Below are 25904 nucleotides of genomic sequence, written 5' to 3'. Positions count from 1 at the left end.
ATAAGCTTAACGTACAATGCCGCGCTCTGACTGTTCTAACGAGTCAATGAGCAGTTGTACCTCAGAAACTTCAGGCAAAATTTCTGCACGGATACGTTCTAAAGCCTGCTCTGTCGTTAACCCCTCTTTATAGATCAGTTTAAATGCAGTACGTAAACCTTGAATCACATTTTTAGACCAACCTTTACGACGCATGCCTTCAACATTCATCGCAAAAGCATGTGCAGGATTACCAGAAACCATCACATAAGCAGGTACATCTTTCACAATCAATGATGCACCACCAATCATGCTATAAGAATCAATCTTACAGAATTGGTGTATACCCGAGTTACCGCCGACAATCACATAGTCACCTACGTGAACATGGCCAGCCACGCCGACATTATTTGCAAAAATATTATGATCACCGACCACGCAGTCGTGCGCAATATGCGTATTCACCATCAATAAATTATGGCTACCAATCTTGGTTATACCGTGATCCTGAACTGTACCACGGTGTAAACTACAATGTTCACGAATTTTATTATGGTCACCAATTTCTAACCAGGTCTCTTCACCTGCATATTTTAAATCTTGGCAGACCTCACCTACGCTTGCGAATTGGAAAATTTCATTGTGTTCTCCAATACGCGTATAACCACCGACCACTACGTGCGAATGTAACTGCGTTCCCGCTCCAATAGTGACATTTGGACCAATAATACAATATGGTCCAATCTTTGCATCTGCTGCAATCACGGCAGATGCATCGATGATTGCTGTTGGGTGAATAAATTCGTTATTGCTCATGATTGCTCTATTTTCTGATGCGAAACCATAATTTCCGCAGATGCTGCTACTACACCGTCAACGGTGGCAATACAATTATATTTGTAAATACCACGTTTCTGCATGACCAATTCTGATTTTAACACCAATTGGTCACCTGCAACGACTTGCTTTTTAAAGCGAACTTTCTCTGCACCTGCGAACAAGAACAAAGAACCTTCACTTGGTTTCTCATTATTCATGATGAAACCAAGAATACCTGAAACTTGCGCTAATGCTTCGACAATCAAAACACCAGGCATAATTGGATAATTAGGGAAATGGCCTTGAAGAAACTCTTCATTAATAGACACATTTTTATACGCCACAATTCCATTTTCAGTCACATCAACAACACGATCGACCAATAAAAAAGGATAGCGGTGTGGTAAGTACTCACGAATAGTTTGAATTGTCATTGGCAATTCAGGTTTCGTGAAACTAGTAGAATTCGACTCAGTCATCATATTTCTATTTACGCAATTTAATTGTTGATTCAAGGGACTCGATTTGAGCCTGCATATGATCAAGTTTTTTTACCAATTGGGTCAATGGCACATCTGCTAATTGTCTTAAACGAACAACGGTGCGTTTCCACTTTTGATTTTCAAACAGTCCAATTCCTGAAGAATACGTTCCAGCCACAGAAATATTATTTGTGACCATTGACATTCCAGTTAAAGTGACGCCATCAACAATATTTAGATGCCCTGCAATTGCAGACCCACCACCTACGATGCAATTTTTGCCAATTGTTGTGCTACCCGCTATTGCAGTATTAGCGGCAAAAGCTGAATTGGCACCAATTTTAACGTTATGGGCGATTTGCACAAGGTTATCAATAATGACACCATCTTCCAAAACTGTGTCATCTAATGCGCCGCGATCAATACTACAATTTGAACCAATTCGTACATCATTTCCAATGATGACCGAACCCAATTGAGCAATACGATGCCATTTCCCTTGATAAGGTGCAAAACCAAAACCTTCACTACCAATCACAGTATTGGCATGAATACGGACACGATCACCAATTTTGCATGACATCAGATTTACATGCGATTCAATTAAACCGCTGCGACCAATTTCAACACCATCATGTATGCTGACATGTGAATGGATAATCGTGTCATCACCAACAACGCAATTTTCACCTATGACCACATAATGACCAACATAAGCAGTATCTGAGATGATTGCTGATGGATGTATCTGTGCAGTGCTTTCAATGCCCTTCTCAGTGTGTTTAACCTCAAAAGCATGGGTTAAAATGGCAAAGGCTAAATAAGGATTGGCAACAACAATAAAGTTTTGATGTTCAATTAAAAGATTCTTCAGCTCTGCTGTAACAATGAATGCTCCAGCTTTAGACTGCTGTGCTTGCTCTAAGTATTTTTCACCATTTACAAATGCGAGATGTCTAGATTCAGCCGAATCTAGACTTGCTAATCCCTTAAGGATTAAATCAGCTTGACCTACACACTCCCCCTGGACTAGACGAGCAAGATCTTCTAAGCGGTACTGTTGAGGATTCATTGATTACTTAATTGCATTAACCTTTTGAATCATTTTATCAGTTAAATCATACTTAGCGTCATAGGCAAGTGCTGAGTTTTTATTCAAAACAACATCTAATTGATTTTCTTTACGCAATTGTTCAGCAACTTGCTTCACACGACCATCAAATACAGTACGTACTTGCTGAATAGAACTTTGCACACTGCTTTGCATGGTTTGTTGCAAGGTATTGAACTCGTTCATTTTGGTTTGGTACTGAGTCAGCATTTTTTGCTTATCCACAGCACTCAGCTTATCACCTGTTTGTAAGCGCTGTTGTAAGTCTTGAAGCTCTTTACTAAGCTGATCAAGCTTCGTGCTTTGCGGTTGAATTTTCTGTTGGAAACTCGAATTTTGTTGTTTTAAATAGGTACTATTTTCAACAACACGCTCAAGATCCACCACACCATAGCCAGCAGCATTCACCACTGTAGAGGTTAGTGCTGTAAGTGTTAAAGCAGTAAGAAGTTTTTTCATATTTATATCTTTCATGTAAAGAAATGGTCGACCTTAGAAGGTACGACCGATTTCAAATTGAATGTTCTTTGTTTCGTCGCCATCTTTATCATTCAATGGGTATGCATAGCTGAGAGACAATGGACCAATCATGGTAATCCAAGTAAAGCCAACGCCCACACTATAGCGCATGTTATCAAGTTCAAAGCCGAAGTTGTCTTTACAGTATTGCTTAGAGTCTACGTCAACACCATCCACATAAATGGTTGAACTCGACACATTACATTGAGTATCAAACACTTGTGCACCCTCAGCAAACAGCACTGGACGCACTTGGCGTGTCCAATCTCCTTTAAATGGTAAAGGCAAAGCTAATTCTGTACCAAATTGAATCAGCGCATTACCACCGACTTCTTCAGGATCGTAATCAACCTTATCAGATTCACTGTACGTTACGCCTGGATACTTTGGACCTAAAGTACTGTTATCATAACCACGCACCGAACCAAAACCACCTGCATAGAAGTTTTTATAGAATGGTAAATCATTACCATATCCCAACTTACCATAGCCACGAAGTACAAAGTCTTTGCCTAATGGGAAATAAGCTTGAGCATCATATGTCAGCTTTTGATATTCAACATCACTGCCAGGCAATGCAATTTCACCATTTACACGATGCGACATACCAGATGTAGGGAACACTGGACGGTTTAAGGTATTATATGACCAACCTAAGTTTAAGTTATAAGTTAAGAAATCACCCTTAAACTCATTATCAAATGACTCTGTTGCAGAACATTCACTAGTTGTTTCATCCCAATTCGCATCTGGACAATATGATCCTTTACTACCCGTTGCCTTCCCACCATTTGCCAATAGATAGTCGCGCACATAGGTCGATACATACGGACCTGTGGTTACTTCAGTTTGGTCAATGTTTAAACCCGCACTAATGCTTTGATTTTCATCAATTGGATAACCAAAATTAATACCACCACCAAAACTATCCGTCACATAATTGTTGACGTTATAGTCTTCATCCAACTTAGTTTTACGGTAGTACATGTTATAACCGCGACGTACGCCATCAATCGTAAAGTACGGATCCGTCACACTTAAGTTGTAGTAATCTTGTGTCTCTGAGCGTGATAAATCAATAGCAACAGAGTTACCTGTACCCATGAAATTGGTTTGACTTAAACCCGCTTGGAAGGTTATACCACCACTTTGCGAGAAACCAACTGCTAAAGTACTAGTACCTGATTGCTGCTCTTCAACATTAATATTTAGATCAACTTGGTCTGCTGTGTTCGGAACACGTGCAGGTTTGATATCTACAGTTTTAAAGAAACCTGTGCGCTCCAAACGAACTTTCGATAAATCAATTTTCTCATTACTTGCGAGAGCACCTTCCATTTGGCGCATTTCACGACGTAATACTTCATCCGCAGTTTTCGTGTTGCCGGTAAAGTTAATACGACGCACAGTGACTTGTTGACCTGGATTAACATAATAATTTAAGTCGACCAGATGAGTTTCTTTATCAATCTGAGGCACAACGTTTACTTCTGCATAGTAATAACCTGCATTACCGTATTTGCGTAGAAGTAACTGTTTAACTGCATTCACTTTTTCTTGTGAATAGATATCGCCATCTTTATAAATTTGTAAAGCTTTCAACTCCGCTGGCGTGTATAAAGCATCGCCCAAAAATTTGGTTTCGCCAAATTTAAACTGTTCGCCTTCGTCCACTGAAACTTCAACAAAAATATTCTTTTTATCTTCACTTAAATTTAAGCTTGAATGATTGATATTAAAGTTGATATAGCCTTTGTTTAAATAAAGTGCACGTAAAGACTCTAAGCTTGCAGCCATCTTTTCACGTGCATAACGGTCATTACGTGAAATAATGGATGTCCAACCACTTTCTTTTACCGCAAACGCTTGTTCAATTTCGCTTTCTTTAAATACTGTATTACCAATAATATTGATATCTACAACTTTTGCAGCCTTACCTTCAACAAACTCAATAGTGAGGTCTACACGGTTATTCGGCTTCGCTGTTGTCACAACTTTGACATCAGCATCATAACGACCTTGCTGCATGTACTGTTGTTCAAGCTCAGACTCAACCGTTTGTAGCGCTGATTTTTTCAGCACTTCACCTTCCGTAATCCCCATCTTCTTCAGGCCTTCTTCCAAGGCCTCTTTCGGAATGAGTTTATTACCTTTAAATTCAACTTTAGAAATTAGTGGACGTTCGACAACTTTAAAAACCAGCGTATCACCCTGCTTTTCTGTTTTAATGTCATCAAACAAACCTGTTGCATATAAACTACGAATGGCATTGGCTAGTGCTGCATCGCTGACACGATCTCCACTGTTCAACGGAATCATTCCATAGACATTTGCTGGCGTTAAACGAACAAGTCCATCAACCTTAATATCACGTACTATATAATCTTCTGCTGCATATACTTGTTGTACTGTTGCCATAGCACTGATGAGCGCCAAAGGCATAAATAAATGTGTGTGCTGCATGCCAGTTTTTTCCGATGTAAAATTTAATTCCGTATCTACGCTTTTTTACAAACGCATAAAATCATTGAATAGTGCCAAAAGCATCATACTTCCGAGCAATACCATACCAATTTTTAAACCAACCAATTGTATTTGTTCAGAAACAGGTTTACCACGTATAAGTTCTATAAAATAATAGACCAAATGTCCACCATCAAGCATAGGGATAGGCAATAAATTTAATATCCCTAAACTTACACTCATCAGTGCCATAAATGAGATAAACGTTTGCCAACCCATTTCCGCACTTTGTCCTGCGACTTTGGCAATCGTGATCGGACCTGACAAGTTATCTAGACCAATCAAACCGCGCACCATTTTCACAATCGAGTTCAAAATCATACTCGACAGTTGACCAGTTTTATCTACCGCCATCATGAAGGCTTCGGCAGGATTATATTGTATTGTTTGTTTATACTCTGTAGGAATACTGATTTTCCCAGGGTCACTTTGTACACCTAAGACTCCAGAAACCTTGCCCATATTATCGCGTTTACCCTGCGGCATCACTTCAAGTTGTACCAATTGATTTTGACGAAGCACATCAATTTTTAACAATTTCTCAGGTGAGGCTTGAACCACTTGAACCACATCAAACCAATCATTCATCTTGATGCCATCAATCGCGACAATTTTGTCACCTTGTTGAATACCCTGACGAATGGCTGCACCATCTTCGCTCAACTTAGTCACGACCGCAGGAATTTTTGGTCGATAAGGCGTAAAACCCAGAACATCAAGCGGAGACTGTGTTTGATCTTTCAAGAAGTTTTGAATAGGCAAACTAAATGTCTTAACTTGTCCCGCACGTTCAGCCTGAATTTGGATTGATCCCGTTTCGCCCACACGATCAACTAAGGCAAAATTCAACTTCTCCCAAGTCGGTGTTGTTAAACCATCAACAGCGGTAATTTTATCGCCCACTTGCATTTGAACTTGTGCCGCAGGTGTATTAGGTAGCACTTTACCCACACGTGTATTCAACTGCTCTTGCGCAGGCAAAAACAAAATCCAAAACAGCAAAATGGCGAATGCTAAGTTAATCAATGGGCCAGCTGCAACAATTGCGATACGCTTCCAAGGTGACTGACGATTAAATGCTTTGGGTGCATCCTCTTCAGCAACATCACCTTCACGCTCATCCAGCATTTTGACATAACCCCCCAAGGGTAATGCCGAAAGCTGATATTGAATACCTGACTTTTTAGAGGTCCACTTTAAAACTGTTGGTCCAAAACCAATGGAATAAACTAAAACTTTTACGCCCAATTTACGCGCAACAAAATAGTGCCCAAACTCATGTATTGCAATAAGTGGGCCTAAAAGCAAAATTGCCGCAACAATCATAAACAAGGCGCTCATGCTTAAATTCCTATATTCACCACATATTGCTGAGCAACATGACGTGCGTTTCGATCGGCTTCTAAAATAACATCAAGTTGTGTTGCTGCTTGATGTGGGATGGTATTCAAAGTGTGTTCAACAATAGCAGGAATCTGCATAAACCCCACCTGTTGATTTAAAAATGCAGAAACCGCAATTTCATTGGCTGCATTTAAAATAGCAGGAGCTGTACCTCCAGTTTTCATCGCTTGACGTGCCAAGCTTAATGCAGGGAACCGATGCGTATCAGGCGCTTGAAAATCCAACTGATGATTTTTAAATAAATCTAAAGATGGAACATGCGTTTCAATACGCTCAGGCCATGCCAACGCATGTGCAATCGGCGTACACATATCAGGATTTCCCATTTGTGCCAAAGTTGAACCATCCACATATTGCACCATGGAATGAATAATACTCTGCGGATGCACAACTACTGTAACAAAATGTTCTTCGATTGAAAAAAGATGACAAGCTTCAATTAGCTCTAACCCTTTATTCATGAGAGTCGCCGAATCAACCGAGATTTTCTGTCCCATGGACCAATTAGGATGCTTACACGCCTGCGCAGGCGTTACATTATGTAATTCATCTAAGCTATGTTTTAGAAATGGCCCACCTGATGCGGTCAAAAGAATACTAGAAACTCCAAGTTTCGGCTTTCCGTGACGCTCAATTTGTAAATAGGTCTGAGGCAAGCATTGAAAGATTGCATTATGTTCAGAATCTACTGGAAGTAAACGAGCCTGATGATCATGAGCAGCTTGCATCATGATGTCACCCGACATCACCAGCGCTTCTTTATTTGCCAAAAGAACTCGCTTTCCTGCTTTTACCGCAGCTAACGTCGGCATTAAACCTGCAGCACCTACAATGGCCGCCATTACAACATCCACTTCCGGATGCTCAGCAACTGCAATCAATCCCGCTTCATCAGCTAGAATTTCAATATCCTGTAAATTAACTGCAACTAAAAGCTGACGCAACTCATCTACTTTCGCTTGAGGTACAACTGCAATTTTCGGTTGAAACTGCTGACAAATATCAACAAGCTCTTGCATCCGACTATGTGCCGTAACAGCAAACACAGAATAGCGTTCAGCATGTTGTTGCAATATTTTTAAGGTGCTCTGTCCAATCGAACCAGTAACACCCAAAATACAAACAGATTGAGACATTTACAAATCTACGCCAATAAGTTTTAACACATATACACCCGCAGCAAAGATAGGTGCAGCAGCCAGTAGCGAGTCAATACGATCCAATACCCCACCATGCCCTGGCAAAATACGACCCGAGTCTTTAATCCCAGCACGACGTTTAATCATGGACTCAAACAAATCGCCGAGTACCGAACTAAATACAGTCACCACAGATAAAATAAGAAATAATAAATGTTGTGCGTATGTTAAGTCTAAATAGCGGATTTCGACAGCGACCACGATGATCATGGCCGTAATCACACCACCATAGAGACCTTCCAACGATTTATTTGGACTCACCTCAGGTGCAAGTTTACGTTTACCCAGTTTACGCCCAACAAAGTATGCCCCGCTATCAGCACCCCAGACCAATAAAAACAGATACATCAGCCACCATGGTGACATCTTCCAAAGTGCAAAAATAGCGGTTACAGCTGAAGATATCAGAACAATTCCAACCACTTTAAGGGTTGAATTGTACCAAGCATCATAATTCGGATAGGATTTAACCCAATACAGACTCAGCAACCAACATAAAATAGAGGCCGCCCAAAGTAGAAGTGCAATATCGTTAAAGTATAAAGCAAGTGTAGCAAGGCCAGCACTTAATAAACCAAAACCCCATGCTAGAGGTTTATTAACATTTTTTGTTGTACGGGGCATGAGTTTAAACCACTCATAGCCTGCAACCCCTGCCGCAATAATCATCAGCACAAACATTGGATAGTGTGACTGGGTTGCAAACATACAACTCAGTACAACGGCCACCAAAACCAATGCGGTTAAAATCCGCTCTAACATTTATTAGTTCTCAATTTTATCTTGTAGAATTTGTTCCGACGTTTTCCCGAAACGACGTTCACGCCCACCAAATACAGCCAAGGCGTCATCAAACTCCTCTACACTGAACTCTGGCCAAAGAGTTGGAGTGAAGTAAAGCTCTGCATAAGCTGCTTGCCACAACATAAAGTTCGATAAACGAAAATCTCCACCTGTACGAATCAATAGATCAACAGCCGGTAAATCACTCAAGCTTACGTATTGGCCAAAAACATGTTCATCAATTTGCTCAGGATCTAACGCTTGAGCTTGAACAGCAAGCGCAATCTGCTTTGCCGCATGAGCCATATCCCACATTCCACCGTAACTAATTGCGATGCTCAAAGTCATCTTGTCGAAATTAGCAGTGTCTTGTTCGGCATGCAACATTAAGTCACGCAATTGCGGAGATAATTTAGAACGATCACCAATAAAGCGTAAGGACATTTGATATTGATGCATACGAGGCAATTGTTCATGAATCGTGTCTTCCAACAGTTTCATGAGCAAATCAACTTCAGCTTGAGGGCGCTTCCAATTTTCACTCGAAAAAGCAAAAACGGTTAATGCTTGAATATTTTTTTTTCGACAATGCTCAACAATCGGGTCAAGGACATTTTTACCTTCACGGTGACCATCGCCCTTTTGCATTGCATTTTTTTTGGCAAAACGATTGTTGCCATCCATAATGATGGCAACATGTTTTGGAAGAGTAAGCTTATCTTCTGAATCGGTCATTATACAAATTAGACCTTTAACAACTCAGCTTCTTTATTCGCAAGACGTTTGTCGATTTCAGCAACAAACTTATCTGTGATTTTTTGAATATCCTCAGATGCACGACGCTCATCATCTTCAGAAATTTCTTTTTCTTTCAACAATGCTTTAATGTCGCCCAATACATCACGGCGAATATTACGTACTGCAACTTTTGCATTTTCAGCTTCATTACGCGCAACTTTCTGCATGTCACGACGAGTTTCTTCCGTCAATGCAGCCATTGGAACACGAATCGCATCAGCCGTAATCGGGTTTAAGCCCAAATCTGACTCACGAATCGCTTTATCAATTGCTGCAACCATTGTGCGCTCAAATGGCTGAACCAACAATGTACGCGAGTCTTCAACACCCACGTTTGCCACTTGGTTTAATGGCACATCTGAGCCATAGTAAGGAACCATTACCCCATTTAAGATAGATGGATGCGCACGTCCTGTACGAACCTTGGCAAAACCGTGTTCTAACGAGTCAAGTGACTTGTTCATACGGTCTTCTGCGTCTTTTTTAAGATCGTTAATCATGTGATCTTCCTTACTTAATTCGAAAAGATATAAATTCTAAAATAGCGTGTAGTATAAAGAGCTTTCGAGGTCACGTACATTAGTTCGTTACGTGAGTTCCCTCTTTTTCACCCATAACCACTGAAAGCAATGAACCTGCTTTATTCATGTCAAAGACTTGAAGCGGTACATTGTGGTCACGACACAAGCAAATCGCTGTTAAATCCATAACACCCAATTTCTCATCTAACACTTGGTCAAAAGTTAAGGTGTCATATTTGACGGCATCATCATATTTACTTGGGTCTTTGTTGTAGACACCATCAACTTTCGTTGCTTTTAGGATCAGGTTGGCTTCAATCTCGATACCACGTAAGCATGCTGCTGTATCTGTAGTAAAGAATGGGTTACCTGTACCTGCGACAAACACACAGACTTCGCCTTGCGTTAGGTGACGAATCGCGTCACGACTTGAGTATGATTCAACCACAGCACCAATTGGCAATGCTGACATCAAACGGGTTTTGATATTACGGCGTACTAAAGCATCACGTAATGCCAATCCATTCATTACAGTTGCAAGCATCCCCATTTGGTCACCCGTTACACGACCAACCAAACCATCTTTTTGTAATTGACTACCGCGATATAAGTTACCACCACCTACCACAATGCCGACCTGCACACCCAAACCCACTAAGTGCGCAATAGCCAAAGACATTTGATCAAGGACTTGAGCATCGATACCCATATCCTTATTTCCAGCCAATGCTTCGCCAGAAAGTTTCAGTAAGATGCGTTCAAAACGTGGTTTTTTAGAATCCAACATCGCAATAACTCCAATATCTAAATTTTAAAATTTTATTTGTGTCTTAATTTGATTTAATCGAAATCAATTGTGCATACAGATCATATTCATCTGCATCGGTAATTTCGACTTCTAACAAATCGCCTGATTTAATCTGGCTTTTATCAATATCTTCCACAAAGACATTGCCATCAATTTCAGGAGCATCTGCGTATGAACGTGCAATCGCAACTGGGAACTCTTCATCCAGCTCATCGACCAGCACCGTCATTTTCTGACCAACACGCTTTTGAAGTTTTGCAGCAGAAATCGCCTGTTGCACTTCCATAAAACGTTCATAACGCTGTTGCTTAATCTCTTCAGGTACATGATCTGGCAAGTCGTTTGCTGTCGCACCTTCAACAGGTGAATAGGTAAAGCAGCCTACACGATCAAGTTGTGCTTCTTTCAACCACTCAAGTAAGATTTCAAAATCTTCTTCAGTTTCGCCAGGGAAACCCACAACGAAGGTTGAACGAATCACCAAGTCAGGACATTTTTCACGCCACAACTTTAAACGCTCAAGGGTATTTTCACTATGTGCAGGTCGTTTCATTAGTTTTAAAACTTTTGGACTTGCATGTTGGAATGGAATATCCAAATAAGGCAAAATTTTGCCTTGTGCCATCAAATCAATTACCGCATCCACATGTGGATATGGATATACATAGTGCAAACGCACCCAAATACCCAGTTGACCTAAGGCCTCACACATGTCATAGAACTTTGTCTTAACAGGTTGACCATTCCAGAAGTCTAATTTGTATTTGGTATCGAGGCCGTAAGCAGAAGTATCTTGGGAGATAACGAGTACTTCTTTTACACCGGCACGTTTAAGCGCAGCCGCTTCTTCTAAAACAGAACCGACTGGGCGAGACACTAAGTCACCACGCATACTTGGAATAATGCAGAAGGTACAACGATGGTTGCACCCTTCTGATATTTTTAAGTACGCATAATGCTTCGGTGTTAAACGAATCCCTTGTTCTGGAACAAGGTCAATAAATGGGTTGTGTTTTGGTGGCTCAGGCACGTATTGGTGCACGGCCTCCATCACTTCTTGATATGCAGCAGCACCTGTCACCTTTAGGACATTTGGGTGCATTTGGCGAATTTTGTCTTCGTCTTTACCTAGGCAGCCCGTAACGATTACACGACCGTTCGCACTCATGGCTTCGCCAATAGCGTCTAAAGACTCTTGCACTGCAGATTCAATAAAACCGCAGGTATTTACAACAACTAAATCCGCACCATCATAATCTGATGCTACATCATAACCTTCAGTCTTCAACTGAGTTAAAATTCGTTCGGAATCAACCAATGCCTTAGGACAACCTAAAGAAACAAAACCGACTTTGGGGGATTTCATGAATCTGCGCTCCACTAGAATGCGCGTATTGTATGTCTTTTCTGTTTATAAAAACAGATCGATTCTACACTCTTTGTTTAATGCACCAAAATAAAACCAACGCTGTAGTAGAATTAACATAATGCACCATTTTAAATCATTTTCAGTTTACTTGATTTTTAGAATCCGCTATATCTTTAGCTAATCGTTCATTTACAGCGCATTTCGCAAAAAAAGTGTGCTCATTTCACTATACAAAATCAAAGTTGGCGTGCATTTTGCTTTATTTGCATCAATTCAGTCCGCTATTTGGAACGGTTAATGCTTTATCAAGATGCCATTGCGCTATTTTAATACAGGATACATTCGCTAATGGATCACCCTATTTCTATCGACTATCGCCTTTTAGTGGACAATTTGACCACTGCGATTTTATTAGTCGACAGTAAATTAAATATTTTTTACTTAAATTCATCTTGTGAAGCATTATTTGATATCAGTCTTTTGCGCGCCTCTGGTCAACCTGCACTTAATTTACTCCATGCACCTAATGATGAATTCAATACAGAAGAAGCGCTTCTCAATACATTAAACTCGGGACAACACTATACCCGTCGCGAAGCCATTATAAAGGTCAACTTTAAAGATATTCATGTTGACTATACGGTGTCACAGCTCAATTCAAATAAACCTTACCACCCATTACTTTTAATTGAGATCAATCCGATTGATCGGATGCTCAAAATTTCCAAGGAAGAAAATTTTTTACAACAACATCAAGTCGCACGCCAACTGATTCGCGGTGTTGCACATGAAATTAAAAATCCTCTGGGCGGGATTCGTGGTGCTACACAACTGTTAGCACGTAGCCTCAATGATCCGCAATACAGCGAGTTCACTGACATTATAATTAGTGAAGTGGATCGCTTACGTAATTTAGCGGACACCATGCTTGGTTCTCGTCAGCTCCCAAGTTATGAGTTGGTCAACGTACATGAGCCTTTAGAGCGCGTTCGCTCACTCATTACCAACCAAACCAAAAAGAAAATTAAGATCACCCGTGATTATGATTTGTCATTACCTGAAGTGATGGCCGATCGTGATCAACTAATCCAAGTCATGTTGAACATTAGCGTCAATGCAGTGCAAGCCATGACTGAAAATAAAGAGTTCTTTGTCGACCACCAACCTGAACTCATGTTACGCACCCGTATTCAACGTTTAGTGACCATCAATGGTGTACTGCAACGCTCTGTGGTACGGATTGATATCGAAGACAATGGTCCAGGCGTTCCAGAAGAAATTTTAGAATCCGTGTTTTACCCACTGGTCACGGGTCGTGCTAAAGGCACAGGACTGGGTTTAAGTATTGCGCAAAATATTATGCATCAACATAACGGAATGATTGAATGCCAATCTGTTCCTGGAAAAACAACTTTTAGCTTATATATACCTTGGGAGTTAAACCATGTCGCGAAATAAAATATGGGTAATTGATGACGATCGCGCCATGCGCTGGGTGCTGGAAAAAACGTTCAAAGAAGAAGGTTTTGACGTCACAAGCTTTGAAGAAGCTCAATCCGCTTTAGACCAACTCAGTTTAGATGCACCCGATGTGATTTTGACTGATATTCGTATGCCCGGCATTGATGGCTTAACTTTTTTAGCGAAAGTTAAAGCTAACTATCCTGACCTACCTGTCATTATTATGACAGCGCACTCCGACCTAGAGTCTGCTGTTTCAAGTTATCAGACAGGTGCATTTGAATATTTACCTAAGCCTTTTGATATTGATGAAGCCTTGGCTTTAGTGAATCGTGCGATTTTGCACATCACCAAAATGCAGCAGCAAGAATCAGCAAAAACGGTTCAACCGATTCAGTCGACCGAGATCATTGGCGAGTCTCCTGCTATGCAGGAAGTTTTCCGTGCGATTGGTCGTTTGTCTCAATCACACATTACCGTGCTGATTAATGGTGAATCTGGTACAGGTAAAGAGTTAGTTGCACATGCGCTACATCGTCACTCACCACGTAGCAGCAAACCTTTCATTGCGCTCAACATGGCTGCTATTCCAAAAGATCTGATTGAAACCGAACTTTTTGGTCATGAGAAAGGTGCATTTACAGGGGCAAATACACAACGACAAGGTCGCTTTGAACAAGCCAATGGCGGAACGCTGTTTTTGGATGAAATTGGCGATATGCCTTTTGAAACGCAAACACGTTTACTGCGAGTCCTGGCTGATGGCGAGTTTTACCGTGTTGGTGGGCATATCCCAGTAAAAGTGGATGTGCGCATTGTCGCGGCAACACACCAAGACTTAGAAAAATTGGTACATGATGGTCGCTTCCGTGAAGACTTATATCACCGTCTGAACGTGATTCGTATTCACATCCCAAAACTGGCGCATCGCAGCGAAGACATCCCAATGTTAGCACAGCACTTCTTGGCACGCGCAGGCAAAGAATTAGGCGTAAGCCCTAAAATCCTTCGCCCAGAAACGCAAGAATATATGCAACAGTTGCCTTGGCAAGGAAACGTACGTCAGCTCGAGAATACCTGCCGCTGGCTAACAGTCATGATTACAGGGCGCGAAGTTTATCCTGAGGACCTACCATCAGAGCTGAAACAAATCCCAATTACTCGCTCAGGAGAAGATGCACAATCTGCGCAGAACTTAGATCGTATTGCAGTGCATCATTGGGATGAGTTACTGGGTCAATGGGCTGTACAGAAGCTAAAAAATGGCGAGATGAAAATTCTCGATATCGCAACACCTATGTTCGAACGCACATTGATCATTGCTGCACTACAACAAACCCGTGGCCGTAAACGGCATGCGGCTGAGTTACTCGGTTGGGGGCGCAACACTCTTACGCGGAAACTTAAAGAACTAGGTATGGATACCGCAGACGATGAAAGTGAAGAAGAAGCTTTAGAAAATTAAAAGCAGCTTCATAACTGACTCAAAATAAAAGCGCCACAATGGCGCTTTTATTTTTTTAAGCCGTGAAGCCTAAATAGCGTGAATAACCTTCAACACCAAGTGGTGCTTTTAACATGATAAATTTTGGGTAACTGGCTTGCGTTAACTCCTCAAACATAATGACTTGATCATCATGTGCATGGAGATCATCAACACTGCGCTGCATAGTCACTTCAAACTCATCTGTGATATATTCAAAACCAATGTCCATCGCAATAAATAAGGTATGCTCACAGGGCTGAACATACTGTTCTTGTGACCAATCAATTACCTGTTGTTGGCAGTGTGGACACGCTATAGGATCTGTCGCTTCACAGTCTAGTGAGATCAATTGATAAGTCATAATTTAGTTTTTAAACAAAGATACTGCGAAGTTTAGCATAGGATAAAGTACCTAAAACAATCATGTCGAGTTTAGAAAAAGCGATTGCACTGGCTGTAGCCCAACATGCAGGGCAACTCGATAAGGGTGGACAACCTTACATCCTACATCCACTTCGCCTCATGTTGCAATTTTCCAACCCCACCCTACAAATCATTGCGGTATTGCATGACATTTTGGAAGACACATCAACGACTGCTGAAGACTTAGAAGTGCTTGGCTTTAGTACCGAAATTATTCAAGCCATACAAGCGCTGACCAAACAAACTGGTGAATCACGCTTGGAAGCGGCTAAGCGCACTACATTAAACCCTCTTGCAACCCAAGTAAAATATGTCGATGTACTCGACAATATGAACCTTGCGCGCATAAAAAACCCAACAGCACACGACTTTGCACGGCATGAAAAATATAAAGTGGTGCTTGAAATACTTAAACAAGCAAAAAACTGTCAAACCCCTTGAATAACTGAGCATTTTCAATGGAATCGCTACAATTTCAAAATTGACAAATTGCAACGATCATTTTTTAATTAAGCCTATCGTTGCACAAATGGACATCGTGAATGTTAAGCGATTTAGATGATTTTTATTGTTTTGCTCAGGTAGTTGAACATGGTGGTTTTAGCGCAGCCGAACGCGCAACAGATATTCCCAAGTCCAAGCTCAGTCGACGCGTGTATAACCTCGAAGAACGCCTTGGCGTACGCCTAATTCAACGCAGCTCTCGCCATTTCGCAGTGACCGATATCGGGATGAACATTTACCGTCATGCGCAAGTGATGATGAATGCCGCACAAGCCGCACACGATTTGGTCGATCATCTCAGTTTACAACCGCGTGGTGTAATTAAACTCAGCTTGCCTGTATCGATTGCACAAAACGAAATTGCACGTATTTTACCGAACTTCTTAAAAACCTATCCCGAAATTAAAGTGCAAATGATGGTGACCAATCGTCGTGTAGATATTATTAATGAAGGTTTTGATATCGCGCTGCGGGTTCGCTCCAATCTAGACGATGATCCAAGTTTGGTAATTCGTAAATTTGAAAATATCGAGCAGCATTTATTTGCCAGCCAAGCTTACTTGAACGAATTTGGAGAACTAAAACAACCTGAAGATTTAAGCCAACATCATATACTCAGTATGGTCGATGAACATTTAGATCAACATATCATCGTGCATAATGATACACAGCAACAAAAGAAAATACGTGTGAACCCTGTGGTGATGGGCTCTGATTTGAGTATGTTGGCTCAACTGGTGCGTAAAAACTGCGGTATTGCCTTACTTCCAGACAGCATCGTACAAGATATGGTGAAAAGTGGTGAACTGGTTCGTGTATTGCCCGACTGGAAAGCACCACATGGTATTTTTCATGCGGTGTATCCTTCACGTCGCGGTTTATTGCCTGCTGTCCGCGTGTTTATTGACTATTTAATTGAACACCTTAGCTCAAATAAATCACTTTAAACCCCACGTATGCTCAATCGCATTAAACCAATCCATGAGGCAAAAAAAAGAGCTTAACCGAGGTGGATAAGCTCATAAAATTACAAAATAAGAAACTACAGCGAGTATCTTGAAAACAATTTTAGTGACAAAATAAAGTCTAGACCAATAGCTTTGACGTATAAGTTTTAATCAAAAAATAGCAAAAATGCGATAAATAAAGAGGTTAAAAAATATCAGTAATTGTTTTTAAGACTTAATTTAGCTTTTAAGTCACAAAGCTAGACCAAAGTCGAGGGCGTTCAAAGTTCTGTGTCAGTAAATTTGACTAGATTTTAATTATATCATCTAATCGACCTTCAAAGTAAATGGATAATTGAGTAATGGTTTGTCCCCATTCCTGAATAGGCATTGTCCATTTTTCTGATGCCTGTTGAATACCAATATACAGTAATTTCATCAGACTATCCTCATTGGGGAAAGCTCCTTTGGTTTTGGTTAGTTTGCGGAATTGACGATGTACGGCTTCAACGGCATTGGTGGTGTAAATCGGCTTCCTAATCGCTTTAGGGTATTTGAAATAGGCGGATAGTAGATGCCATTTGGTACGCCATGACTGAATGACCACACCATATTTTTCGCCCCATTTTTCTTCTAGCTCATCCAGTGCTACTTCTGCCGCCCCTTTGGTATCAGCACGGTAAATTGGCTTTAAATCAGCCATAAATGCCTTCTGATCTTTACTGGCAACATAGCGTAAAGAATTACGGATTTGATGAACGATACACAGTTGTATTTCTGTTTGAGGGTAAATCGCTGCTATGGCTTCGGGGAAACCTTTTAGTCCATCTACACAGGCAATCAGAATATCCTGAACACCACGATTTTGTAGGTCTGTCAGTACACTAAGCCAATGGTTCGCCCCTTCGCTTTCCGACAAATGCAAGCCGAGTAGTTCCTTCTTACCTTCAACATTTAAAGCTAAAATGGTATAGATCGCTTTGCTCACATAAACACCTTTATCCTTCACTTTGTAATGTATGGCATCTAACCAAACAAAGGGATAAATTGTATCGAGTGGGCGTTGTTTCCATGCTTGTAACTGAGGGAGGAGCTTATCTGTAATATTGGTGATAGCACCATCTGAAATCTCCAATCCATACATATCAGCAACATGCTTTTGAATATCACGATAGCTCATACCAAGTGCATAGAGTGATATGATTTTATTGTCAATTTCTTCTGATAATTTGGTCTGGTTCTTTTTAACTAACTGTGGCTCAAATTCACCATTTCGATCTCTAGGGGTTTCAAGCTCAAATGAACCTGATGTAGATTTTACTGTCTTGCGAGTATAGCCATTGCGGCGATTACCTTGTTTCGGATTCGCTTCAATGTAATTCTCGATTTCTGCTTCAAGAGCAGCTTCGGTCAGCTGTTTAATTAAAGGGGTGAGTATGCCATTTTCTCCAGTCAGTGCTTGTCCTGACTGGAGTTGTTTTAAGGCTGTTTCAAAATCAAATGTAGTTGCCATAGTGCATCATTCCTGTTTTTAACAGTTTAAGGAAATGACACAGTTTTTTGAACACTACCCCAAAGTCTAAAATTTAATCAACAACAAAACATCAACTTAAATTTCTGGATAACTGCCCGTACCTTCAGGCCAAGGTGATAGTAACTCAAAACCGGTTTCAGTCACGAGTACCATATGCTCCCACTGCGCAGTTAAAGACTTATCGGCAGTCACGACTGTCCAACCGTCCTTGAGCTCTTTGACATGCGCTTTACCCATATTAATCATTGGCTCAATCGTAAACACCATGCCTGCTTTAAGCTGCATTCCCTTACCTGGTTGCCCGTAGTGCAATACGCTTGGCTGTTCGTGATAAACCTTGCCAATACCATGACCACAATACTCACGTACCACACTATAACCTTCACGGTGCGCAACTGTCTGGATGGCATAACCAATATCACCAAGCGTTGCACCTTGCTTCACAGCATGAATACCTGCAACCATCGCCTCATAAGTGGTATCGACTAGCTTTTTGGCTTCCGGTTTCACTGTACCCACATAGTACATACGACTGGTATCACCAAAATAACCATCTTTAATAATGGCTACATCAATATTAATAATATCGCCATCTTTGAGCACAACATTCGGTGATGGAATACCGTGACAGACCACTTCATTTGGAGAAATACAGGTGGTTTTGGTATAACCATGATAACCAATATTGGCAGGCGTCACTTTTAAGGTATTTACAATGAAGTCATGACAAATATCATCCAGATATTCAGTCGTAACACCCGGCTTTACATACTCACCAATCATCGCTAAAACTTCGGCAGCCAAACGACCAGATATACGAAGTTTTTCTACATCTTGTTCAGTTTTTATGCTCACATTTAAGCCACGCATTGAAATATCCTCAATTATGAAGTCGCAAGTATAGACCTTTTCTCAATATTTTTGTTCAAACTTAAATCTTAGGGTAACCTCCAACAACCAGCCTTGAAAAAAATTTGTGTAATTTTAAAGCATTTGCACTAAGACTTTTAATTTAGGAAAAACAGTGTCTCAAGCTTTTCATATTTATAATTTTTCTATTTTAAAATGGATAATCAATCACATATATCAACCTATTTTTTACAAGTTGATATATTCACTTTTCATCTTATAAAAAAATTTAATACCACCCATGAAATAAATTAGCCAAAAAAACACATATGCACTAAAATCGTCCCCTTTGTTCAACTCGATCTCCCTTTTATGACAAGTCTGCGTACTCGGGATATTGTTGCTTTGGGTTTTATGACTTTCGCACTCTTCATTGGTGCGGGCAACATTATCTTTCCACCGATTGTGGCTCAACAAGCGGGTGAGCATGTATGGCTAGCAGCTTTTGGTTTCTTAATCACTGCTGTCGGCTTACCTGTAATCACCATTATTGCGCTGTCACGTGTCGAAGGTTCGATTCAAATTTTAAGTTCACCTTTGGGTAAAATAGCCAGTCTTATTTTAACCATCACGTGTTACCTAACTGTCGGGCCACTCTTTGCGACACCACGTACTGCAACCGTTTCTTATGAAATTGGTTTTTCATCTTATCTTGGAACATCAAGCAGCAGCTTGCTAATCTACAGTGCAATCTACTTTAGTGTAGTCACCCTCATTTCACTGTATCCAAACAAGATTTTAGACACGGTTGGCTATGTACTCTCGCCACTGAAGATTTTATCTTTGGCCATTCTTGGCATTGCGGCGATGATGATTCCAACAGGTTTCGTTCCACCAGCCATCAATAATTATGTCGACAGCCCTGTTTCTGAAGGTTTTGTAAATGGTTATTTAACCATGGACACTTTAGGTGCTTTGGTTTTTGGTATTGTGATTATTCAAGCCATTCGTTCACGTGGTGTCAGCAACCCTAAACTGATTACCCGTTATGCGATTATTGCGAGTATCATTTCTGGTATTGGTTTAACAGTAGTTTACCTCAGCTTATTTAAACTTGGCCTTGGAAGCCATGAAGTCGCAGCAAATGCGAGCAATGGTGCAGTGATCCTGCATGCATATGTTCAACATGCATTTGGTGATTTAGGTTCTATCTTCCTTTCTGCCATGATTTTTATTGCGTGTATGGTCACTGCGATTGGCTTGACCTGTGCTTGTGCTGAATATTTCAGTTCAATCACTAAAATTGGCTATAAAGTTTGGGTCTTCACTCTGATTGGATTCTCTTTCATTATTTCTAACTTAGGTTTAACCAAACTCATCGCCTTTTCTGTGCCTGTACTAAGTGCAATTTATCCACCTGCAATTGTGGTGATTATGCTGAGCTTTGGCTGGAAATTCTTTAATCATCCTCGCCGAGTGATTGCACCTGTTACAGCAGTGTCTTTGGTCTTTGGTCTTCTAGATGGTTTAAAAGTTGCGAACTTTGAACTGCCTTATGCGCTGACTCACTTACCTCTTGCAGAACAAAACCTTGCATGGCTTATCCCATCATTGGTGGTTTTTGTAATTGCCATTGTAATCGACAAAGTGAAAAAGTAAGCAAAAACTGATGTTGTTAAAATCTGGTTTTACCCAAACTTGATTTTAAGCATGATCAATATTTGTCACATTTTATCCAAATGGACACATATTGTTTCATTTCTTTATACATCAGTTTTTGTACATACTGACACATTTCATATACACCGCTAAAGTCGTATATCAACACCTTCATATCTCTTATAAATTTATTACTAGAAAATAAGAAACTCTTTAAAGCCTGTCGTAGTAAGTCATTCATGGCATTAATATTGCTTTATACAATCTATGTATAAGCTTACATACATCATTTATTTGTCATCTTATACGGTAACGAAATACTATTTATTCACTAAAAAAATGCTACATACATATTTTCTGTTTGGTATAGCATAATTTATCTGAAAAATAGTTGTTTTTGCTCTTGATCAACGCAAGTTTTAGCAGTACAACATTAAGAACTAATCCGACTAAACACATTGGTTTTTAGTCAAAAACTCAAGGAGGGATGGAGATGTTATCATTACATTTCAACAAGCAAGTCTTCATTAACGCTCTGAAGGCAAACAAGAATATGGTGACGTATCTAAGTACCACCATTGCCCTGATGGTCATTATGATCATGCATGGCTTAATTCAAGGTAACCTTAAAGCTGAATATTTTGCTTACGCTATCGTCGTATCATTTGCCTTTTATTTATGGGCAATCGTCGATCAAAAATTCCGAAAGGCCACACAGTCAATTGACTAGCAAACAGGTGGATGATGAGTCATCCACCTTTGTAAAAGTATAAAAATTAAAAAACTATAAGAACAACTTAAAACAAACCTAAAAACATTCCCCACAACAAGCCCAACGTCGCCACAATTTCCCCCACAACTAACGCCATCATTGCCATTAACATGATTGATTTGGGTAAAGTCCATTTGCCTAAAACATGCGGACTGCGGAATTGGTTATTGGTGTCTTGCAATATCCCATGAGCAATATAGCTCAGTATAGAGAAGCTAAAAAAGAATAAATTGATTCCCACAAACAGCATGTTCACAGGTTCAGGCCAAACAGAAATTGTGGCCATGACCGCAATAATTAAACTTGCAGGTGCATATAACAAACTGCTGCGATGTGCGATATCTACATAATAGTGCGCGCGAAACTGCGGTGAATGGCGTATTTGTGCATATTTCCATACCCCTGTCAGCATCCCAACAAATAGAAAAATCCCACTAAATAAAAGTGCAAATTTTACCGACATATCTAATTCAACAAACTGCATGTGTTTTCCTTTTTTATTTTCACCCTATTCTATACAGATCTACTTGACTTCAAAGTCATAGATTAGATAAGTTTCTTTTTGGAACTTAGGTAGAGTAGAAAAAAATTCAATGCTTAACCGATTATGCAAAATTACGAACCTTTAGCTATTATCTGCTCTGACCATTATTCACTCAGTGGACGCTTTTACGCACCCAAAGGTACACAACAAGCTTTACCTGTATTAATCTGCCCTGCCACAGGGATTACCCAACAGTTTTACCACCATTTTGCATCATGGCTTGCAGAACAAGGCTATGCTGTTTTGGTTTTTGACTTCCGCGGCATTGGTGAATCTTTGCATGAACCACTGAAAAAGTCGAAAGCCAGCATCGTGCAATGGGGGCAATTGGATATCCCAGCGGCGATGGAAGCACTATTGAATAAAACCCAAGCGACACAAGTGATCTTGCTCGGTCATAGTGCAGGCGGGCAACTTTTGGGTATTAATCCAAACTATGAAAAAGTCGCAAAGGTCGTTGCTGTTGCAGGCTCAACAGGTCATGTAAAAGACTTAAAAGGTCGTACTAAACTTCTGGCTCCTATGATGTTTAAACTGATCTTTCCTATTGCACGTTATACCTTAGGCTATGGACCGACCAATGCCATTGGCATGGGCGAAAACCTACCCAAAGATGTGGCGCGTGATTGGGCACAGTTTTGCAGCAAACCCGGTTATGTAATTAATGCCTTAGGCAAAACAGTACAAGATGATTTCCACCATGATATTCGCTGTCCAATCACAGCTATTTGGGCCACGGATGATGAAATTGCCACACAAGTGAATGTTAAAGGCTTACTCAGCCTTTACCCAAATGCACACACAGATCAAATTGAACTCAAACCACAGGCATATGGCCACAAAGCCATTGGTCATATGGCGATGTTTAAGCGCTCCCATCAAAACATATGGCCTGAAATTGCAGCACAGCTTTCATCTTAAGGCGGCGCATATCAAGCCAAGCCTATCGCCAGTTCAAGCAGCACTTTCTTGACTGGCTTTATTTTCACCGCAAAATTGCAAGTTTCAGATAAAAACCAACGCTATTGATAAATTTAATTTCATTAATCGATAAATAAATATTATATTTCCACCACGAATTTTTATTAAGTCATAGTTCATGTGATGTCTATCACATGTGCTAGAGATGGATGAATCATGTCTGCACAACAGCAACCTCAGCTTAAGCATGGGCTGAGCAACCGCCATATTCAGCTGATTGCTTTAGGCGGCTCTATTGGTACAGGTCTATTTTTAGGCATTTCTCAAACCATTAAACTAGCTGGCCCTTCTGTTATTTTAGGTTACGCTCTAGCGGGCTTAATAGCATTTTTTATGATGCGTCAGTTGGGTGAAATGGTGGTTGAAGAACCCGTGAGTGGCTCTTTTAGTTATTTTGCCTATAAGTTTTGGAGCCCTTTTGCAGGCTTTATGTCGGGTTGGAATTATTGGGTACTCAATGTCTTGGTCTGCATGGCAGAATTAAGTGCCATAGGCCTCTATGTCCAGTATTGGTGGCCTGAAATTCCCACATGGATCTCAGCGCTTGGTTTTTTTGTACTGATCAATGCCATCAACCTGCTGCATGTCAAAGTCTTTGGTGAAACAGAGTTTTTATTCTCGATGATTAAAATTCTCGCGATCATTGGCATGATTGGATATGGTGCTTGGTTACTGGCAAGTGGTCACGGTGGTGCACATGCCTCTATTTCCAACCTATGGGCTCTAGGCGGTTTCTTTCCCAATGGAATTTCTGGCCTAATCATGGCGATGGCGATCATTATGTTTTCCTTTGGCGGCATTGAACTCGTTGGTATTGCAGCTGCGGAAACTAAAAATCCGACCACAACTATTCCTAAAGCAGTCAATCAAATTGTCTATCGTGTGTTGCTGTTTTATGTGCTTACGATCATCGTTCTGCTCTCGTTGTTTCCATGGAATCAAATTGCAGAAGGCGGTAGTCCTTTTGTTTTGATTTTTGACTCCCTAGGTAGTCAAGGCGTTGCAACTGTGCTGAATTTTGTAGTCTTAACCGCAGCTATCTCGGTGTATAACGGTACTAGCTATGGCACGAGTCGTATGCTATTAGGTCTAGCAGAACAAGGTAATGCCCCACGGTTTTTAAAGAAAATTAACCAGCGTGGCATCCCTTATGCAGCCATTTTATGTTCTGCATTGGTGACCTTACTATGTGTCGTCTTGAATTATATCTTCCCAGAAAAAGCCTTTAAGCTACTGATGAGTCTTGTAGTTTCAGCCATTGTGATTAACTGGATGATGTTGGCGTTGACTCATTTAAAATTTAAGCAACGTATGCTGGCATTGAAAAAATCAACCTTGTTTCCAACTTTGATTTACCCTATCAGCAACTATATCTGTATTGCATTTATGCTCGGTATTTTAGTAGTGATGTGGCTGACACCTGATATGCGTATTGCGGTGGCATTGATCCCACTCTGGATTGGCTGCTTAACTCTAACTTACTGGTTTAAACACAGATCAAAAACGCAAAAAATACCATAAATAAGTCAGCAAACAGCGCCGTCAAAAGGCACCCTTCCCTTTAAGGGCGCTGCTTGCAAATCAAATCCAATTTCCCAAATGGCTTTGATTGAATCACTTTATTGTAGTCATGACCAATGCAGAGTGTTTCTCTTTTATTTGCTTATTTTCAGTATTTATTGAGAAATATTTTCACATAAAATAGTTTATAAAGAAAATTATACGCAGGAATACGTTATGAATGACGCTCACTACGTTTTAGATAAAATTGACCGCCGTATTTTGTCTGAACTTCGCCAAGATGGCCGCCTGACCGTTACCCAGTTGGCTGAGAAAGTTGGGTTGTCTTCTTCTCCGTGCTGGACACGTGTAAAACGCCTAGAAAATCTCAATATTATTGAAGGCTATACAGCGAAGATTAATTCAAAAGCCATTGGGATTAATGAGCTGTTTTTTATCGAAATTACGCTTGAACGCCATGATGATGAAATCTTAGAGCAATTTAGTGAAGCACTTGCTTACATGCCTGAAGTGGTTGAAGCACATCTAGTAACTGGTGATTACGACTACTTACTCAAAGTCGCAGTGAAAAATGCAGAACACTATGAGCGCTTTTTACGTAAAAACCTATACTCAATGAAAGGTGTGCGTCATACACGCTCTATTTTTGCCTTACGTCCTTTGAAACTCGAAAATAAATCCGACCTTATTATGATTGAGTGATTGCTGCAAATATTGTGTAAATGTGGTTTAATACCCTCAGTATGAGATGAGCCTCTTACAGTATGTACCTTAGATGTACATACGACTAGCCCCTAACCATGGGGCTTTTTAATGCCTATGGGTTTTAGAATACAGGTATTTTAAATAGATAAAATCATTAAAATACAAATGTTTATACAACAAAAAAGCACCCATAGGTACTTTTT

25 protein-coding genes are annotated in these 25904 nt (G+C 40.4%); 9 read left to right on the top strand and 16 right to left on the bottom strand.

Translation table 11 applies throughout. The annotated features are described in order from the left end of the window. Positions 1 to 6: 6 nt before the first annotated feature. From lpxA to rimO, 12 genes are all read right to left on the bottom strand, one after another. Positions 7 to 795, bottom strand: coding sequence for an acyl-ACP--UDP-N-acetylglucosamine O-acyltransferase (gene lpxA / locus CDG62_RS09035; RefSeq protein ID WP_087526750.1), 789 nt, complete (start codon positions 793 to 795; stop codon positions 7 to 9). After that, the gene (fabZ, locus tag CDG62_RS09030; RefSeq protein ID WP_010326983.1) at positions 792 to 1277 is read right to left on the bottom strand and encodes a 3-hydroxyacyl-ACP dehydratase FabZ; all 486 of its coding nucleotides are present in this window, start codon (positions 1275 to 1277) and stop codon (positions 792 to 794) included. Before fabZ ends, lpxA begins: the two co-directional genes overlap by 4 nt. Positions 1278 to 1284: 7 nt before the next feature. Next, a complete protein-coding gene (gene lpxD, locus CDG62_RS09025; protein WP_087526749.1) occupies positions 1285 to 2352 on the bottom strand; it encodes a UDP-3-O-(3-hydroxymyristoyl)glucosamine N-acyltransferase in 1068 nt (355 codons plus the stop codon). 3 nt (positions 2353 to 2355) lie between these two features. Further along, positions 2356 to 2850, bottom strand: a complete 495-nt coding sequence (locus CDG62_RS09020; RefSeq protein ID WP_087526748.1) for an OmpH family outer membrane protein — start codon at positions 2848 to 2850, stop codon at positions 2356 to 2358. 33 nt (positions 2851 to 2883) lie between these two features. Then, the gene (bamA, locus tag CDG62_RS09015) at positions 2884 to 5373 is read right to left on the bottom strand and encodes an outer membrane protein assembly factor BamA (protein WP_087526747.1); all 2490 of its coding nucleotides are present in this window, start codon (positions 5371 to 5373) and stop codon (positions 2884 to 2886) included. Positions 5374 to 5418: 45 nt separating this feature from the next. After that, positions 5419 to 6774, bottom strand: coding sequence for an RIP metalloprotease RseP (gene rseP, locus CDG62_RS09010; RefSeq protein ID WP_087526746.1), 1356 nt, complete (start codon positions 6772 to 6774; stop codon positions 5419 to 5421). A 2-nt stretch (positions 6775 to 6776) separates the two neighbouring features. Beyond that, complete coding sequence (gene ispC, locus CDG62_RS09005) at positions 6777 to 7973, bottom strand: 1-deoxy-D-xylulose-5-phosphate reductoisomerase (RefSeq protein WP_087526745.1); 1197 nt, start codon at positions 7971 to 7973, stop codon at positions 6777 to 6779. Next, on the bottom strand, positions 7974 to 8798 hold the full coding sequence (locus CDG62_RS09000) for a phosphatidate cytidylyltransferase (protein WP_087526744.1): 825 nt from the start codon (positions 8796 to 8798) through the stop codon (positions 7974 to 7976). Positions 8799 to 8801: 3 nt separating this feature from the next. Further along, the gene (gene uppS / locus CDG62_RS08995; RefSeq protein WP_087526743.1) at positions 8802 to 9554 is read right to left on the bottom strand and encodes a polyprenyl diphosphate synthase; all 753 of its coding nucleotides are present in this window, start codon (positions 9552 to 9554) and stop codon (positions 8802 to 8804) included. An 8-nt stretch (positions 9555 to 9562) separates the two neighbouring features. Beyond that, positions 9563 to 10117 (bottom strand): ribosome recycling factor, encoded by a 555-nt coding sequence (frr, locus tag CDG62_RS08990; RefSeq protein WP_087526742.1) that lies wholly within the window; start codon positions 10115 to 10117, stop codon positions 9563 to 9565. Between the two features lie 79 nt (positions 10118 to 10196). After that, positions 10197 to 10925, bottom strand: a complete 729-nt coding sequence (gene pyrH, locus CDG62_RS08985) for a UMP kinase (protein WP_004696558.1) — start codon at positions 10923 to 10925, stop codon at positions 10197 to 10199. Positions 10926 to 10968: 43 nt separating this feature from the next. Next, complete coding sequence (gene rimO, locus CDG62_RS08980) at positions 10969 to 12312, bottom strand: 30S ribosomal protein S12 methylthiotransferase RimO (RefSeq protein ID WP_004696556.1); 1344 nt, start codon at positions 12310 to 12312, stop codon at positions 10969 to 10971. A gap of 351 nt (positions 12313 to 12663) precedes the next feature. Here rimO and glnL point away from each other — a divergent pair, with 351 nt between their 5' ends. Both glnL and glnG read left to right on the top strand, forming a co-directional pair. Next, on the top strand, positions 12664 to 13773 hold the full coding sequence (gene glnL / locus CDG62_RS08975; protein ID WP_004696555.1) for a nitrogen regulation protein NR(II): 1110 nt from the start codon (positions 12664 to 12666) through the stop codon (positions 13771 to 13773). After that, on the top strand, positions 13760 to 15241 hold the full coding sequence (gene glnG, locus CDG62_RS08970) for a nitrogen regulation protein NR(I) (protein ID WP_087526741.1): 1482 nt from the start codon (positions 13760 to 13762) through the stop codon (positions 15239 to 15241). Before glnL ends, glnG begins: the two co-directional genes overlap by 14 nt. A gap of 55 nt (positions 15242 to 15296) precedes the next feature. Here the strand turns inward: glnG and CDG62_RS08965 are convergent, their stop codons facing one another. Continuing rightward, a complete protein-coding gene (locus CDG62_RS08965) occupies positions 15297 to 15623 on the bottom strand; it encodes a hypothetical protein (protein WP_087526740.1) in 327 nt (108 codons plus the stop codon). Positions 15624 to 15685: 62 nt separating this feature from the next. On the opposite strand from CDG62_RS08965, the gene CDG62_RS08960 reads away from it, so the two are divergent. Beyond that, positions 15686 to 16126 carry a phosphohydrolase gene (locus CDG62_RS08960; RefSeq protein WP_087526739.1) on the top strand — a complete coding sequence of 147 codons (441 nt, stop codon included), beginning with the start codon at positions 15686 to 15688 and terminating at the stop codon, positions 16124 to 16126. Between the two features lie 101 nt (positions 16127 to 16227). After that, a complete protein-coding gene (locus CDG62_RS08955; RefSeq protein WP_087526738.1) occupies positions 16228 to 17136 on the top strand; it encodes a LysR family transcriptional regulator in 909 nt (302 codons plus the stop codon). A gap of 307 nt (positions 17137 to 17443) precedes the next feature. Here the strand turns inward: CDG62_RS08955 and CDG62_RS08950 are convergent, their stop codons facing one another. Continuing rightward, entirely contained in the window at positions 17444 to 18649 is a 1206-nt protein-coding gene (locus CDG62_RS08950; RefSeq protein ID WP_004973108.1) for an IS256 family transposase, read from the bottom strand. A 96-nt stretch (positions 18650 to 18745) separates the two neighbouring features. Further along, on the bottom strand, positions 18746 to 19540 hold the full coding sequence (gene map / locus CDG62_RS08945) for a type I methionyl aminopeptidase (protein WP_087526409.1): 795 nt from the start codon (positions 19538 to 19540) through the stop codon (positions 18746 to 18748). A gap of 351 nt (positions 19541 to 19891) precedes the next feature. Between map and brnQ the strand changes: the two genes are divergently transcribed. Then, positions 19892 to 21178 carry a branched-chain amino acid transport system II carrier protein gene (gene brnQ / locus CDG62_RS08940; RefSeq protein WP_087526410.1) on the top strand — a complete coding sequence of 429 codons (1287 nt, stop codon included), beginning with the start codon at positions 19892 to 19894 and terminating at the stop codon, positions 21176 to 21178. A 493-nt stretch (positions 21179 to 21671) separates the two neighbouring features. Next, positions 21672 to 21908 carry a hypothetical protein gene (locus CDG62_RS08930; RefSeq protein ID WP_087526412.1) on the top strand — a complete coding sequence of 79 codons (237 nt, stop codon included), beginning with the start codon at positions 21672 to 21674 and terminating at the stop codon, positions 21906 to 21908. Positions 21909 to 21975: 67 nt separating this feature from the next. Here CDG62_RS08930 and CDG62_RS08925 read toward each other — a convergent pair whose 3' ends face one another. Further along, positions 21976 to 22434: a hypothetical protein gene (locus CDG62_RS08925; protein ID WP_087526413.1), complete on the bottom strand. Its 459-nt coding sequence runs from the start codon at positions 22432 to 22434 to the stop codon at positions 21976 to 21978. 123 nt (positions 22435 to 22557) lie between these two features. Here CDG62_RS08925 and CDG62_RS08920 point away from each other — a divergent pair, with 123 nt between their 5' ends. The 3 genes from CDG62_RS08920 to CDG62_RS08910 all read left to right on the top strand — a co-directional run bounded on the left by CDG62_RS08920 (position 22558) and on the right by CDG62_RS08910 (position 25698). Beyond that, positions 22558 to 23415, top strand: a complete 858-nt coding sequence (locus CDG62_RS08920) for an alpha/beta fold hydrolase (protein ID WP_087526414.1) — start codon at positions 22558 to 22560, stop codon at positions 23413 to 23415. A 216-nt stretch (positions 23416 to 23631) separates the two neighbouring features. Then, positions 23632 to 24996 carry an amino acid permease gene (locus CDG62_RS08915; RefSeq protein ID WP_087526415.1) on the top strand — a complete coding sequence of 455 codons (1365 nt, stop codon included), beginning with the start codon at positions 23632 to 23634 and terminating at the stop codon, positions 24994 to 24996. A 216-nt stretch (positions 24997 to 25212) separates the two neighbouring features. Further along, positions 25213 to 25698: an Lrp/AsnC family transcriptional regulator gene (locus tag CDG62_RS08910; protein WP_004696532.1), complete on the top strand. Its 486-nt coding sequence runs from the start codon at positions 25213 to 25215 to the stop codon at positions 25696 to 25698. Positions 25699 to 25904: the final 206 nt, after the last annotated feature.

It is taken from the genome of Acinetobacter sp. WCHA55 (genome assembly GCF_002165305.2).
GTDB lineage: Bacteria > Pseudomonadota > Gammaproteobacteria > Pseudomonadales > Moraxellaceae > Acinetobacter.
The sequence above is the reverse complement of the archived record's forward strand: the minus strand, read 5'-3'. Positions and strand labels throughout refer to the sequence as shown.

Excerpts from the sequence above, each read along its gene's own strand:
- lpxA (WP_087526750.1), bottom strand. The coding sequence starts at position 795 with ATGAGCAATAACGAATTTATTCACCCAACAGCAATCATCGATGCATCT.
- fabZ (WP_010326983.1), bottom strand. The coding sequence starts at position 1,277 with ATGACTGAGTCGAATTCTACTAGTTTCACGAAACCTGAATTGCCAATG.
- lpxD (WP_087526749.1), bottom strand. The coding sequence starts at position 2,352 with ATGAATCCTCAACAGTACCGCTTAGAAGATCTTGCTCGTCTAGTCCAG.
- CDG62_RS09020 (WP_087526748.1), bottom strand. The coding sequence starts at position 2,850 with ATGAAAAAACTTCTTACTGCTTTAACACTTACAGCACTAACCTCTACA.
- bamA (WP_087526747.1), bottom strand. The coding sequence starts at position 5,373 with ATGCAGCACACACATTTATTTATGCCTTTGGCGCTCATCAGTGCTATG.
- rseP (WP_087526746.1), bottom strand. The coding sequence starts at position 6,774 with ATGAGCGCCTTGTTTATGATTGTTGCGGCAATTTTGCTTTTAGGCCCA.
- ispC (WP_087526745.1), bottom strand. The coding sequence starts at position 7,973 with ATGTCTCAATCTGTTTGTATTTTGGGTGTTACTGGTTCGATTGGACAG.
- CDG62_RS09000 (WP_087526744.1), bottom strand. The coding sequence starts at position 8,798 with ATGTTAGAGCGGATTTTAACCGCATTGGTTTTGGTGGCCGTTGTACTG.
- uppS (WP_087526743.1), bottom strand. The coding sequence starts at position 9,554 with ATGACCGATTCAGAAGATAAGCTTACTCTTCCAAAACATGTTGCCATC.
- frr (WP_087526742.1), bottom strand. The coding sequence starts at position 10,117 with ATGATTAACGATCTTAAAAAAGACGCAGAAGACCGTATGAACAAGTCA.
- pyrH (WP_004696558.1), bottom strand. The coding sequence starts at position 10,925 with ATGTTGGATTCTAAAAAACCACGTTTTGAACGCATCTTACTGAAACTT.
- rimO (WP_004696556.1), bottom strand. The coding sequence starts at position 12,312 with ATGAAATCCCCCAAAGTCGGTTTTGTTTCTTTAGGTTGTCCTAAGGCA.
- glnL (WP_004696555.1), top strand. The coding sequence starts at position 12,664 with ATGGATCACCCTATTTCTATCGACTATCGCCTTTTAGTGGACAATTTG.
- glnG (WP_087526741.1), top strand. The coding sequence starts at position 13,760 with ATGTCGCGAAATAAAATATGGGTAATTGATGACGATCGCGCCATGCGC.
- CDG62_RS08965 (WP_087526740.1), bottom strand. The coding sequence starts at position 15,623 with ATGACTTATCAATTGATCTCACTAGACTGTGAAGCGACAGATCCTATA.
- CDG62_RS08960 (WP_087526739.1), top strand. The coding sequence starts at position 15,686 with ATGTCGAGTTTAGAAAAAGCGATTGCACTGGCTGTAGCCCAACATGCA.
- CDG62_RS08955 (WP_087526738.1), top strand. The coding sequence starts at position 16,228 with ATGTTAAGCGATTTAGATGATTTTTATTGTTTTGCTCAGGTAGTTGAA.
- CDG62_RS08950 (WP_004973108.1), bottom strand. The coding sequence starts at position 18,649 with ATGGCAACTACATTTGATTTTGAAACAGCCTTAAAACAACTCCAGTCA.
- map (WP_087526409.1), bottom strand. The coding sequence starts at position 19,540 with ATGCGTGGCTTAAATGTGAGCATAAAAACTGAACAAGATGTAGAAAAA.
- brnQ (WP_087526410.1), top strand. The coding sequence starts at position 19,892 with ATGACAAGTCTGCGTACTCGGGATATTGTTGCTTTGGGTTTTATGACT.
- CDG62_RS08930 (WP_087526412.1), top strand. The coding sequence starts at position 21,672 with ATGTTATCATTACATTTCAACAAGCAAGTCTTCATTAACGCTCTGAAG.
- CDG62_RS08925 (WP_087526413.1), bottom strand. The coding sequence starts at position 22,434 with ATGCAGTTTGTTGAATTAGATATGTCGGTAAAATTTGCACTTTTATTT.
- CDG62_RS08920 (WP_087526414.1), top strand. The coding sequence starts at position 22,558 with ATGCAAAATTACGAACCTTTAGCTATTATCTGCTCTGACCATTATTCA.
- CDG62_RS08915 (WP_087526415.1), top strand. The coding sequence starts at position 23,632 with ATGTCTGCACAACAGCAACCTCAGCTTAAGCATGGGCTGAGCAACCGC.
- CDG62_RS08910 (WP_004696532.1), top strand. The coding sequence starts at position 25,213 with ATGAATGACGCTCACTACGTTTTAGATAAAATTGACCGCCGTATTTTG.